Origin of the sequence: Curtobacterium sp. MCPF17_001 (assembly GCF_003234615.1) — a bacterium.
In the GTDB taxonomy this organism is placed as follows: Bacteria; Actinomycetota; Actinomycetes; order Actinomycetales; family Microbacteriaceae; genus Curtobacterium.
Genome location: NZ_QKSL01000003.1, coordinates 34,556 through 47,668, shown reverse-complemented (window position 1 = coordinate 47,668; position 13,113 = coordinate 34,556). Strand labels below are relative to the sequence as shown.

Annotated in this window: 8 protein-coding genes; 6 read left to right on the top strand and 2 right to left on the bottom strand. The window is 72.2% G+C overall.

The features are described from left to right. The first annotated feature begins 74 nt into the window (after positions 1-74). Entirely contained in the window at positions 75-1,199 is a 1,125-nt protein-coding gene (locus tag DEJ24_RS04150) for an FAD-dependent oxidoreductase (protein WP_111077408.1), read from the top strand. Positions 1,200-1,227: 28 nt separating this feature from the next. On the opposite strand, the gene DEJ24_RS04145 is transcribed toward DEJ24_RS04150, so the two are convergent. Continuing rightward, complete coding sequence (locus DEJ24_RS04145) at positions 1,228-2,100, bottom strand: formate/nitrite transporter family protein (protein ID WP_111077407.1); 873 nt, start codon at positions 2,098-2,100, stop codon at positions 1,228-1,230. A gap of 150 nt (positions 2,101-2,250) precedes the next feature. Here DEJ24_RS04145 and DEJ24_RS04140 point away from each other — a divergent pair, with 150 nt between their 5' ends. From DEJ24_RS04140 to DEJ24_RS04130, 3 genes are all read left to right on the top strand, one after another. Next, positions 2,251-3,348 (top strand): glycerate kinase, encoded by a 1,098-nt coding sequence (locus tag DEJ24_RS04140; protein WP_111077406.1) that lies wholly within the window; start codon positions 2,251-2,253, stop codon positions 3,346-3,348. 144 nt (positions 3,349-3,492) lie between these two features. Continuing rightward, entirely contained in the window at positions 3,493-3,939 is a 447-nt protein-coding gene (locus tag DEJ24_RS04135) for a hypothetical protein (protein ID WP_111077405.1), read from the top strand. An 81-nt stretch (positions 3,940-4,020) separates the two neighbouring features. After that, on the top strand, positions 4,021-4,704 hold the full coding sequence (locus DEJ24_RS04130; RefSeq protein WP_111077404.1) for a DUF6766 family protein: 684 nt from the start codon (positions 4,021-4,023) through the stop codon (positions 4,702-4,704). A gap of 82 nt (positions 4,705-4,786) precedes the next feature. On the opposite strand, the gene DEJ24_RS04125 is transcribed toward DEJ24_RS04130, so the two are convergent. Beyond that, a complete protein-coding gene (locus tag DEJ24_RS04125) occupies positions 4,787-10,735 on the bottom strand; it encodes a GH92 family glycosyl hydrolase (protein ID WP_111077403.1) in 5,949 nt (1,982 codons plus the stop codon). Positions 10,736-10,902: 167 nt separating this feature from the next. On the opposite strand from DEJ24_RS04125, the gene DEJ24_RS04120 reads away from it, so the two are divergent. Together DEJ24_RS04120 and DEJ24_RS04115 are read left to right on the top strand one after the other, a co-directional pair. Continuing rightward, positions 10,903-11,901, top strand: coding sequence for a LacI family DNA-binding transcriptional regulator (locus DEJ24_RS04120; protein ID WP_220036691.1), 999 nt, complete (start codon positions 10,903-10,905; stop codon positions 11,899-11,901). Between the two features lie 154 nt (positions 11,902-12,055). Beyond that, entirely contained in the window at positions 12,056-13,102 is a 1,047-nt protein-coding gene (locus DEJ24_RS04115) for an NAD(P)-dependent alcohol dehydrogenase (protein ID WP_111077402.1), read from the top strand. Positions 13,103-13,113 lie beyond the last annotated feature (11 nt).

The following is a 13,113-nucleotide window of genomic DNA, read 5'->3' as shown; positions in this document are numbered from 1 at the left end:
CTGCGTCGAACTGTAACGCATCCGGACCCCCCGCGCAGGGCCCGGCGGGACACCGCGTTCACTACGGTGTCGTCATGCCCCCTGCGACGTCGACCGACGGACCGACCACGCACACCTCCGACCACGTCGTCATCGGCGGTGGCGTCCTGGGCGCCGCGACCGCCCGAGCCCTGGCCGCCCGCGGCGAGCGCGTCCTGCTGCTCGAGCAGCACGACCGGGGACACGTGCACGGTTCCTCGCACGGGGGCAGCCGGATCTTCCGGATGGGGTACCCCGACGCGGACTACGTCGACCTGACGCTGCGGGCCTGGGACGCCTGGGCCGCGCTCGAGTCCGCGTCCGGTCGGACCCTGCTCGACCACACCGGCGCCGTGGACCACGGTCGTCCGGAGGTCGTCGACGCCATCGCCGCCGCGCTCGACGCCGCGGGGGTCGCAGTCGAACACCTGACCCCGGCCGAGGCCGCCGCCCGCTGGCCCGGGATCGCGTTCGAGGGGCACGTCCTGGCGCACGCCACGGCCGGTCGGATCCGCGCCGCCGACGCCCTGGAGGCGCTGCTCGACCTGGCAGCGGCGGACGGCGCCGACCTCCGCTTCGGCATGCGGGTGACCGACGTCCAGGACGCCGGCGACACGGTGACCCTGACCCTCGCGGACGGCAGCACGGTCCGCACCCGCAGCGTCGTCGCAGCCGTCGGAGCCTGGGCGCCCACCCTGGTGGGTGCGCTGCTCGCCGGGCGCGGGGCGGGCCTCCCGGCCATCCGCGTCACCCAGGAGCAGCCCGCGCACTTCCCCAGCCACCTGCCGGACGAGGCGTGGCCGTCGTTCGTCCACCACCCGGCCGACGGCGGCGGCGTCTACGGGCTGCTGACCCCGGGCGAGGGCGTCAAGGTCGGCTTCCACGGCACCGGGCCGGTCGTCGACCCGGACGACCGCGACCGGACGCCGGACGCCGCCGAGGTGGCGCGGCTGCAGGCGTACGTCGAGCGGTTCGTGCCGGGGGTGGACGCGTCGCAGCCGACGCTGATCAGCTGTCTGTACGACAACTCCCCCGACGAAGACTTCGTGCTGGACCGGCGCGGGCCGGTGACGGTCGCGACGGGATCGTCGGGGCACGGGTTCAAGTTCGCGCCGGTCGTCGGGGAGATGCTCGCGGACCTCGCCACCGGCGGCGAACCGCACCCGCGCTTCGCGCTCTGACCGTGCCGCGTGCTGTCCGTGCCGCGCCTCAGTCCCGTTCGGCGTCGGTCTGTTCAGCGTCGGTCTGTTCAGCGTCGGCGCGCTCGGGGTCCTGCTGTGAGTCCTGCCGACGGTCCTGCATCAGCTCCTTCGTGCGGAGCAGCCGGAGCGCCGTCACCAGGACCAGGCCGCCCAGGACGTTGAACAGCAGCGTGTAGCCGAACCACCCGAGCCACTGCCCGTACGTGATGTCCGCGCCGGACTGGATCGCGCCGAAGACCAGCAGTGAGTCGAGGATCGAGTGGAACAGCTGGAGGCCCGCGAGCAGGAACCCGCCCGCCACGGCCGCGACGAGCTTCGCCGGGTCCGAGTCCGTCCCCTGTTGCATGCGCGTCATCAGCGTGATGGTGCTGCCGCCGAGGACGGCCAGCACGACGCTCTGCAGGCCGAACGGCGCGTCGATGTAGTGCGCCGCCGACTCGGTGAGGGTGGCGTGCCACTGCGGGAACGCCTGCACCACCAACCACATGAAGACCCAGCCGCCGGCGAGGTTCGCGACCAGGGTGCCGCCCCAGAGCTTCACGAGCTGCAGGACGGTCCCCTCCCGGGCGACGACGGCTGCGACCGGCATGAGGAAGTTCTCGGTGAACAGCTCGCTGTGCGCCAGGTGCAGGGCGATGAAGCCGATGCCGAACGCGAGGCCGGCGAGCAGGTGGCTGTCCGTCTCGGTGAGCACGGCGAGGTACGCCATCACGCCGAGGCCCACCTCGAGGCCGCCGAAGAAGCCCGTGATGAGGACGGCGCGGGTCGTGCGCTGCAGCCGTTCGGCGCCCTCCTCGATCGTGGCGTCGAAGGACTCGGCGAGCTCGTCCTCCACGGGTGCGTCGGTGGAGCCCAGCTCGCGGCGGCGGTCGTCGGTCATCGTCCGGACGGTACTCAGTCGGACCCGGGCCAGCTGGTCGGTTGCGCCGCAACACGCAACGCGGGCGGCGGCACGCAGCGGTACTCCGTTGCGCGGTGCCGCCGGGGTTGCGTTCTGCGGGCGCGCTCGCGGGGTTGCTAGCGTGACGGGATGCGCGTCGTCATCGCACCGGACTCGTTCAAGGGGACCGCGTCGGCGGCCGACGTCGCCCGGGCCGTCGCCGACGGTTGGCGGAGTGAGCGGCCGGACGACGACCTGGTCATCCTGCCGATGGCCGACGGCGGCGAGGGCACCATCGACGCCGTGGCCACCGCGGTACCGGGCAGCGAACGGGTACCGGTGACCGTGACGGGACCGGACGACCGGCCCGTCGAGACGGCATGGCTCCGTCTGCCGGACGGCCGTGCCCTGGTGGAACTGGCGGCGACCAGTGGCCTGACACTCCTCGACCACCCCCGGCCCGACACCGCGCACACGACCGGGTTCGGGCAGGCGATCGCCGCGGCCCTCGACGCCGGCGCGACCGGGCTGCTCCTCGGCATCGGCGGCAGCGCCTCGACCGACGGCGGCATCGGCGCACTGCGGGCGCTGGGACTGGCGGTCGGGACGAGCGTGCCGGCGGACGCGACCGGCGGCACGGTGCTCGACCACGTGCCTCCCGTCGACACCACCGCGCTCCGGACCCTGCCGAAGCTCGGCGCCGTGGTGCTCAGCGACGTGACCTCCCCGCTCCTCGGCGAGCACGGGGCCGCCGCCGTGTTCGGACCACAGAAGGGCGTGGCGCCCGACCGGGTGGCCGTGCACGAGGACCGGCTCCGCCGCTGGTCCGAGTGCTTCCCCCACGTCGACGCGGCCACGCCGGGCGCGGGAGCGGCAGGCGGGACGGGGTTCGGGCTGCTCGCCTGGGGCGCCGTCCTCGCGAGCGGTGCCACGACGATCGCCGACGCGATCGGACTGTCGGACGCCGTGGCCCGAGCCGACCTCGTGATCACCGGCGAGGGCTGCTTCGACGCCCAGAGCGCCGCGGGCAAGGCCCCTGCCGTGGTCCGGGCGCTCGCCGAGGACCTGGGGACGCCGACTGCGCTGGTCGCCGGAGCAATCGCGGCACCGGTCGACGGGTTCGCGCTGGCGGCGTCGCTCACCGTCATCGCGACGCAGACCACCGGCGAGCCCGACGACGCGCTGCGGGACCCGCTGCGCTTCGCCCGGATCGCGGGGGCGCGGATCGCGCGGGCGCAGGACGCCTGACCGGCAGCGCCGTCCCGGTCCGGCTCAGCGCACTGACGGGAGGCGCGGCACGCACGGCAGGCGCGGCACGCTGACGGGAGGCCCACCCCGCGTGTGTCGGACAGGTCCGGAACGCCTCCCCCGGCGTCGCGGTAACCAGGGGCCGTGCACCAGCGACCGACCCGTACCCCGGTCAGGACCCCGGCCGGCGTCCTGACCGGATCGGCCCTGCTCGCGGCCCTGCTCATGGCCTCGGTCACCGGGTGCAGTGCGGGCGGCGACACCCGGGCGGCGGCCGTCGACGCGGCTTCCGACTTCGTCACGGCGCTCGACGACCAGCGCGGTGCCGACGCCTGCGCCCTCCTCGTGCCGGACGCACGCCAGGCAGTGACCGACCAGACCCACCGGGACTGCGCCGACGGTGTGCTCGAGCTCGACCTGCCGAGGGTCGTCCGCACCGCGTCGACCGAGGTGCACGGACGCGCCGCACTCGTGCACGGCGAGGGCGACGCCGTGTTCCTGGCGCGGTCCGGCTCGTCGTGGCTGGTCCGCGCCGCCGGGTGCACGCCGGTCGCCGACGCCCCGTTCGAGTGCGTCCTGGACGGGAGCTGACGTGCGGAAGCTGTTCACCGCGTACCTGGTGTTCATCGTCGCGGGCCTGGCGTACTGCTTCGCCATCGCCGCACTCGGGCGGTGAGCGCGGTGCGCAAGGCCGTCCGGCAGAACGCACTCGGGCTGTTCTTCGGCGGGATCCTGGTGGCCGCGCTCGTCGGGCAGTCGTTCGCCGGCTGGGCGGTGTTCAACGACACCCAGACCGCGGAGGGCCTCGACCCGATCGGCTGGCTGGAGTACGTGTCCTCGTCGAGCTTCACCGCCGACGTCGCGGAGAACTGGCAGTCCGAGTACCTGCAGTTCCTGCTCTACATCTGGACGACGGTGTGGTTCGTGCAGCGCGGTTCCCCGGAGTCGAAGGAGCAGGACCAGACCGGGCTCGAGTCGGACGCGGACCAGGAGGTCGGCCCGCACGCCGGTCCCCGCTCACCGCGCTGGGCCGCGGTCGGCGGTCTGCGGCAGGCACTGTTCTCGCACTCGCTGCTGCTCGTGATGGGCGGCGTCTTCCTGGCGAGCTGGGCCGCGCAGTCGGCCGCCGGGGTGGTGGCGTACGACGAGCAGCAGCTGCTCGACCTCGAGGCGCCGGTCACCTGGGCGCAGTACGTCGTCAGCGCGGACTTCTGGAACCGCACCCTGCAGAACTGGCAGTCCGAGTTCCTGGCCGTCGGGAGCATGGCGGTGCTGTCGGTGTTCCTGCGCGAGCGGGGGTCGCCGGAGTCGAAGCCGGTCGGGGCCGCGCACGACGACACCGGTGCCGAGGGCTGAGCGCCAGGACGGCGGACGGGAGGTGCGATGCCGACCGGCACCGCACCTCCCGTCCGTCACGTGTCCGTGCTCCGACCGGTCCCTACTCCGTCGGCACCCCCAGTCGGTCGCGTCGACGTCGGACCACCGTGACCGCGACGGTGATCGCCGCACCGAGCGCGATCAGCGCTCCGGCCACGAGCCCCCAGCGGGCCGGGTCGACGTCGGAACCGGTCCAGGCGAGGCCGTCCCAGTTACCCGGCTCCGCCGGTGCCGCCCCCGCGTCGGCGGCGGGTCGGGCGAGGACCCGGAACGCGGCGCTCACCGTGACGTCGGACGTCGCGCCGAGGGCCTCCACCCGGTGGCTGCCCGGTCGCGCTGCGGACGGCACCGTGAAGGTCCCGCCGAGCACGCCGTCGGCGTTGGCGGTCGCGGTCCCGAGGGCGATCGGGGCGCTGTGCAGGGTCAGGGTGACCCGCTCGTTCGGCGCGAACCCACTGCCGGAGAACCCGACGACGGTGCCCTCGGTGCCGGCGTCCGCCAGGAGCCGGAACTCCGGCGCCCACGATCCGTGTCCGCCGCCGTTCCCGTTCCCGTTGCCGCCGCCGTTCCCGTTGCCGTTGCCGTTGCCGTTGCCGTTGCCGCCGCCGTTCCCGCCGCCGTTCCCGTTGCCGCCGCCGTTGCCGGGGACGACCACCTGGAAGGTGGCGCTCGCCGGGGTCGCCGACCGGTCGCCGGTGGCCGAGACCACGTGGCTGCCCGGACGTCCCGGGGCGGTCACGTCGAACCCGACCGCTCCGTCACTGCCCGCGGTCGCCGTGACCGGGACCGTGGTCCCGTCGACACCGACCGTGATCGACTCGCCCGCCGCGAACCCGGCGCCCGTGACGTGCACGGTCGCACGCGGTCGGACGCCGTCGCCCGCCGAGGTGGTGAGCGTCGGGGTCCAGACCGGCGCCGCCTCGATCGTCACCGCGGTGCGCACGGTCGCGCTCCCGGTGCCGTCGTCCACGGTCACGATGGCCGTGCGCTCCCCGGCGTCGGCATAGGTGTGCTTCCCGGTGACGGTCGCGGTGCCGTCGGTGACGCTGACGGTCGCGGCCTCGAGCGGCGAACCGTCGCCCCAGTTCACGGTCGCGGTGGTCGTGCCCGTGCCGACGGTGCCGCCGGTCGCGGTCGCGAGGGTCCCCGAGACCTCCTCGCCGGCGGTGCCGGTGAGGGTGTCCCCGGCGGTCGCGGCGAGCGCTGTGGTGGGGACCCGGGTGCCGTTCGTCGCGATCGCGAAGACGTGGATGCGGCCCTGACCCGACGGGGTCCCGACAGCCTCCGGCAGCGTGATCGAGACGGCTTGCTTGCCCGTCGGGATCGCGAACGCCGCGGTCGCGAAGACGCCGGCGTCCGTGCCGTCGGTGCCGTTCACCCCGACGGTGCGGTGGTCGCTGGTCGCGACGACGGTGTTCCCGAACTGCGGGTTCGCCAACGAGGCAGTCCAGTCGCCGAACGCGATCGGGAGGACGTCCGTGCTGCCGTCCGCGTAGGTGATCGTGCCGTCGAGCTGCTGCGGGTGCTCGTTGGCGGTGCCGATCACGGAGAGCTCCGTGATCCCGGTGCCGGTCGGCACCGGGATCACCTGACCGTCGTTCGTGGCGTTGTCCGGCTCACCCGGCTCGACGGCCGGCAGGTCGAACGTCAGGTCCGTGCCGGGCACGGCGTTCGTCGCACCCTGGGTGAACCCGTCGGCGGCGAGCGCCGAGCGGGAGAACCCGCGGCCTCCGAAGTCGCAGTTCGCGGCCTGGCCCGGGTCACCGAGGCAGACGTTGTCGAATGCGCCTTGGAGGCTCGGAGCGGTCCGCGAGATCGTCACCGGGACGTCGGTGCTCGCCATCTCCGTCCCCGAGCGGACGACGACGTGCACGGTGTGCTCGCCGGCGGTGTCGAACACGTGCTCGCCGGGCACCTCCCACGCGCCGAGGGCCGACTTCGTCGGGGTCACCTGCTGCGGGTCTGAACCGTCCTGCCAGTCCACGGTCACCGTGTAGTCGGCGGCCGTCGTGCCGGGCCCGGTGATCGCAGCGAGGTTGCCGGAGAAGGTCTGACCGACCTCCGCGGTGAGTCCCGGCGTCGGTGCGACCGCGAACGCGCTGGTCGTGGCGGTGCTGTCCGCAAGCAGCTCGAACTCGCCGATGGACGGCGCCTTCCCGGTGCTCGTCCCGGTGACCGACAGGCGGTACCAGGTCAGTGCGGCGGGGTGGGCGATCGTCGTCGGACGGGTCTGGAGCGGCGCGTCGAAGGCGCTCTTCGCGACGGTCGACAGCGGCACCCAGGTGGTGCCGTCACTCGAGCCCTCGAGCTTCCACGACGTCGGCTGGGCGCCGGAGGCCGCGGTGGTGAGCGTGTACTGGTCGACGGTGACCGGCCCCTGCGCGGACTTCCAGGTGATCGCCGGAGTGGCGGTCTGGAAGGTCGTCGCGGTCATGGACTCGTCGTCGGTCAGTGCGCCGACCGCGGTGTCGTCGTCACTCGTCGTGGCGCCGAACCCGGGGGTCGTGGCGTCGACGAGCGGCTTCGGTGCCACGGCCGGGGTGTCCAGGCCCTCGGCGCCCTGCGTCTTGCCGGCACCCCAGTTCGACGCGGTCGACCCCATGGTGAAGTCGAGCGTGCCGCCCTTCGCGACGTCGGCCTGCGAGATGACCGCTCGGTCGAGGGCCTTCCCGTTGAACGAGGCCGACTGCACGTACACGTTCTGCGCGCTGTTCCCCCTCGCGTTCACGTGCAGGTCGCCGCCGTCCAGGTGCACGGTGGCCTGCGAGAAGAGCGGCGAGCCGATCGTGTACTGCCCGGAGCCCTGTGCCAACGGGTAGAGGCCGAGGGCGGAGAACACGAACCACGACGACATCTCGCCGTTGTCCTCGTCACCGGTGTAGCCCTGCCCGATGTCGCTGCCGACGAACAGGCGTCGCATGCTCTCCCGGACGACCTGCTGCGTGAGCGACGGGTCGCCCGCGGCGGCGGCGATGTACGGGATGTGGTGCGAGACCTGGTTGCTCATGCCGAGCTGGCCCATGCGGACCGAGCGTGCCTCGAGCATCTCGTGGATCTGGCCGCCGTAGGAGCCCACGTTCTCGGCGGTCTCCGGGGTGGCGTAGAACTCCTTGAGCTTCGCGATGAGCTGGTCGTCGCCGCCGTAGAGCCCGGCGAGGCCCTGCACGTCGAACGGGGCGTGGAACGCGAAGTTCCAGCCGTCGGTCTCGGTGAAGGCACCGCCCCACTCGGCGGGGTCGAACTCGTCGGCTGCGACCTGGAACGACCCGTCGGCGTCGCGGCCCTGGAAGAACCCGGCGTCCTGGTCGAACAGGTTGACGTAGTCCTTCGCCCGGTCGTTCAGGTAGGCGGCATCGGCCGTCAGCTCGTCGACGCGGTCGGCCGGGGTGGCCGGGTCCTTCGCCAGTGCCTCGGCCATCTTCGCCAGGCCGTGGTCGTTGATGGTGCCCTCGAGACCCCAGGAGACGCTCTCACCGAGCGAGTCCGGGACGTAGCCGAGGAAGGCGGACTGGTCGAGCGCCTTCCGGCCGGCGCCGGAGACGTCGGTGGAGACGGTCGTGGCGTTCTTGAAGCCGGCGTCGAAGGCCTCGAGCGCGGTCTTCGTGTCCACGGCACCGTCGAGGTACGCGGTCGCGAACGCCACGTCGGAGCTCGTGCCCGTCATGAGGTCTGCGTAGCCCGGGGAGGACCAGCGCGGCGTCCATCCACCGTCGCGGTACTGCTGCACGAACCCGTCGACGAGCTCCTGCGCGATGTGCGGGTACAGCATCGAGTACAGCGGCCACACCGTGCGGTAGGTGTCCCAGAACCCGTTGTTGACGTACACCTTGCCGGCCTTGACGACGGCGTTCGTCGTGGTGGCGGTCGCCGCGCCCTTCGGGGCGATGTCCGGGCTGGCGTGTTCCCAGACGGGGGCGCCGGCAGTGCCGGTGTTCTCGTGCTGCGAGTTCGGGTAGAGGTTCATCCGGTAGAGCGAGCCGTAGAGCGCCTGCAGCTGCGAGTCGCTCGCCGCGGACTGCGGCACGGTGACGACACCGAGTCGGTCGTTCCACGCGGACGCAGCAGCCTGCTGGACCTGGCCGAACGACTTGCCGGTCAGTTCGAGGTCGGCGTTGTGCCGGGCCTGGGCCAGCGAGATGAACGAGGTGGTGAGCCGGAGTTCGACGACGTGGTCGCCGGTCAGGCCGGAGAACGACGCGTACCGGGCGCTCGAGCGGTTGCCCGCTGCGGTGCCGGTGCCGGACGGGTCGTGGTCGAACGTGCCGGCGAAGAACATCCGGGTGGCGCCGACCGACAGGCCGGAGCCGCCCTGGGTCCAGCCGCTGACCGTCCCGTCCGGGTTCATCGTGATCGAGGTCTGCTCGTCCGAACCGACGTTGTCGAACACGACGCTGCCGCTCGACGCCGGGAAGGCGAAGCGGAGGACGGCGCCGTGGTCGGACGGCGTGACCTCGGCCACGACACCGGACTTCGTCTTCACGGAGTACAGGTCCGGGCGGGCGACCTCGTCGTTGTGGTCGAACGCGAGCGCACGGGAACCGAGCGAGGCGTCCGGGTTCGTGCCCGAGGTCGACGGCATGATCGCGAGCTGGTTGCGGTCACCCATCCACGGGCTCGGCTCGTGGGAGATGCCGATGCCCTGCAGACGCGGCAGGTTGCCCGAGTCGTTGTCGGACTGCCACGAGTACTCCCACGACTGGCTCGACGCGTTCGTCATCGGGGTCCAGAAGTTGAACCCGTTCGGGACGGCCGCCGCCGGGATGTTGTTCCCGCGGGAGAAGCCGCCGGACGAGTTGGTGCCACGGCGGGTGTCGACGTAGTTCGTCAGGCTCGCGCCGTCGATGCGCTCGGCCTGCGGGTCGATCCGGATGTCGTCGACCCAGCCCTGGAACTTCGTCGCGGCGCTGGTGCCCGCGGCGTCGTCGTCGTAGGTGAAGAGGACCTTGGTCACGGTCTTGCCGGCGAGGGCGCCGAGCGGGATCCGGATCGAGTTCCACTGGTCGACGAAGAAGACCTTGCCGTGGCCGAGCGCCTTCGCCGAGACGCGGTTGCCGTTCTCGTCCGTGACCTGCGGGGACGCGGAGACGAGCGAGCCGTCGGAGAGCTGCAGGTCGACCGCGGCGTAGGTCGCCGGGTAGGTCGTGTCGCCGCCGAGCTCCGGGAAGAGCTTGTAGCTGAGCTCGCTGTCCGTGGTGATCGGCAACGAGACGTCGTCGTAGAGGACGTTCGTCGCGCTCGCCTCGCCGGTACCGACGTGGGCACCCGAGTAGCGGAGCGCCTTGGTGCCGCTGAAGCCCACGGTGGAGCGGATGTTCAGCCCGGAGACGGGGCCGTTCCCGACCTGCGTGACCATCGGGCTGGGCGGCGGCGGGGTGGTGGACCCGTCGGAGATGCTCCAGTCGGCGAGCTGCGTGATGCCCTCGCCGCTGTTCTCGGTGATGCGCAGGCGGTACTGGGCGTACGAGCCGGGCGTCGCCGCGGTGTAGTCGTTCGTCTTCCCGCGACCGCTGAAGGACTGCGCCGACTGCGTGTCGACCGTCGTCCACGTGCTGCCGTCGGTCGAGCCCTCGAGGGTCCACGCCTTCGGGTCGCGGCCGGGTGCGTCGTTGGCGCTCGTGAGCGAGTACTTCCGGAGCGTCTCGGCCTGGTCGAGCCGGTAGGTGATGACACCGGTGTTCTTGAACGAGAGCCACTTCGACCCGGGGTTCCCGTCGGCCAGACTCGCGGCGACCTCGTTCGGCGGGTTCTCGGCGTCGGCCGTCACCGCGGTGACGTGGCCGAGGAGGCTGCCGACGGGCAGTGTCGACCCGGTGACCGTCGTCGACGGGGTGAGCGGGGTGTTCGCGAGGGGCTGCGTCTCACCGCCCTCGAACGAGGTGGTGAAGGGACCGGAGGCCGCGTTCGCCGGGACCGCTCCGAGGAGTGCGCCGGACGAGGCGATCGCCGCGCCGACGACGATCGCGGTGACGCGGGTCCCGAGCCCGCCGACTGTTCCGCGGATCTGCTGCATGGTCCGGCCGCGCCGGGAACCGTATGACGACATCGTCACCTTTCGGGGTTGGGGAGAGGTGACGCCGCGTCGACCATGACAGCGTTGTCACACTGGGCGTTTCTATCCGTTCGGTGTGAGTCGTGTCAAGGTCCACTCATGAAAGCGGACAACCGTACGATGACCGGGTGAGCACCGAGCGACCGACGCTGCGCGCCGTGGCCGAGCGGTCCGGCGTCAGCATGAAGACGGTCTCGCGGGTGGTGAACGGCGAGCGCTACGTCGCCGCGGACACCGCCGAGCGGGTGCTCGCGGCCGCCGCCGAACTGGGCTTCCGCCCGAACACCCTGGCGCGCGAGCTGCGTGCGGGCGGTCGCTCGGCGACGGTCGGACTCGTCACCGGCGACGTGGCGAACCCGTTCTACTCGAGGATCGCCCGCGGAGCCGAGCACGCACTCCGGGCGCCCGGACTCAGCCTGCTGTCCGCGTCGACCGACGAGGACGCCGACCGGGAACGGACGCTGGTGGCGCAGCTCGTCGAACGGCGGGTCGGGGGTCTGCTCGTGGTCTCCGCCGACGACGACCACTCCCTGCTCGCGCGGGAACGCGCGCTCGGGACACCGGTCGTGTTCCTCGACCGGTCCCCCACGGACGTCGACGTCGACTCGGTGGTCCTCGACAACGCCGGCGGTATGCGGTCAGCCGTCGAACACCTGCTCGAACGCGGCCACCGGCGGATCGGGCTGATCGGTGACCTCAGCCGGCTCTCGACCCACCGTGCCCGGGTCGAGGCGTTCGGCGAGGCGATGCGCGACGCCGGGGTCGAGGACTGGGAACGCTGGGTCCGCAGCGACTCCCACGACCTCGACGAGGCGTCCCGGTCCGCGGTGAGCCTCGCCGAGAGCCCCGAACCGCCGACCGCCGTCGTGACGACGAACAACCGCATCACGACCGGAGCCCTGCGGGCGTACGCCGACCGCGTGGACCGTCCGGCCCTGGTCGGGTTCGACGACTTCGAGCTCGCCGACGTGCTCGGCATCAGTGTCATCGCGCACGAACCGGAGGCGATGGGTCGCGTCGGGGCCGGAGAGCTCCTCGCCCGCATCGCCGGGGACGACGGTCCCCCACGGCACCACGTCCTCCCGGTCCGGCTCGTCGTCCGGGCGTCGAGCAGCACGCCACGCTGACCACACTCCGCGCGAGCACCGGCGCGGCAGCACGCCACGCCTGCCCGGGCAACCCGAAGGGTGTTCCACCCGTACCTGTCACCTGTCGCACAACCGGAGCAGGATCGACGGTGGGCCGCACCCGGCCCGACATCCCCACCCCACGAGGAGACCCTTGCGCACCGTCAACGCGTACGCGGCACCGTCCGCGACCGAACCGCTCGTCAAGACCACCATCGAGCGCCGCGACCTCCTACCGGGCGACGTCATGATCGACATCGCCTACGCCGGCATCTGCCACTCCGACATCCACACCGTCCGCGGCGAGTGGGGCCCCATCCAGTACCCGCAGGTCGTCGGCCACGAGATCGTCGGCCACGTCTCCGAGGTCGGATCGGACGTCACGAAGTACGCCGTCGGTGACCTGGTCGGCGTCGGCTGCATGGTGAACTCCTGCGGCGAGTGCGAGCAGTGCCTCGCCGGCCAGGAGCAGTACTGCCTGAAGGGCAACATCGGCACCTACGCCGGCGTCGACCCCGCCGACGGCACCATCACCCAGGGCGGCTACTCCCAGGCCGTCGTCGTCGACCAGGACTTCGTCCTCCGCGTCCCGGAGTCGCTCGACATCGAGAAGGTCGCACCGCTGCTCTGCGCCGGCATCACGCTGTACTCGCCGCTGCACCACTGGAAGGCCGGCCCCGGCATGCAGGTCGCGATCGTCGGCCTCGGCGGCCTCGGTCACATGGGCGTCAAGATCGCCGCGGCGCTCGGCGCCGAGGTCACCGTCTTGTCGCAGACCACCTCGAAGCAGGCGGACTCGCTCAAGTTCGGCGCGAAGGCCCACTACGCGACGAAGGACCCGGAGACGTTCGAGAAGCTCAAGGGCTCGTTCGACCTCATCATCAACACCGTCTCGGCGACGATCGACATGGGTGCGCACCTCAGCCTGCTCAAGGTCGACGGCACGATGGTGAACGTCGGCGCCCCGTCCGAGCCGCTCCAGGTCCCCGCGTTCGCGCTCCTGCCGGGCCGTCGCAGCTGGGCGGGTTCGTCCATCGGTGGCATCCGGGAGACCCAGGAGATGCTCGACTTCTGCGCCGAGCACGGCATCCTGCCGGAGACCGAGCTGATCAGCGCCGACCAGGTCAACGAGGCCTACGAGCGCGTCCTCTCCTCGGACGTCCGCTACCGCTTCGTCATCGACGCCGCGACGCTCGCGTAACGACCCGCGCC

What these genes read in the sequence shown, in the direction of transcription:
- DEJ24_RS04150 (WP_111077408.1), top strand. Translation starts at nt 75, where the DNA reads ATGCCCCCTGCGACGTCGACCGACGGACCGACCACGCACACCTCCGAC.
- DEJ24_RS04125 (WP_111077403.1), bottom strand. Translation starts at nt 10,735, where the DNA reads ATGCAGCAGATCCGCGGAACAGTCGGCGGGCTCGGGACCCGCGTCACC.
- DEJ24_RS04145 (WP_111077407.1), bottom strand. Translation starts at nt 2,100, where the DNA reads ATGACCGACGACCGCCGCCGCGAGCTGGGCTCCACCGACGCACCCGTG.
- DEJ24_RS04140 (WP_111077406.1), top strand. Translation starts at nt 2,251, where the DNA reads ATGCGCGTCGTCATCGCACCGGACTCGTTCAAGGGGACCGCGTCGGCG.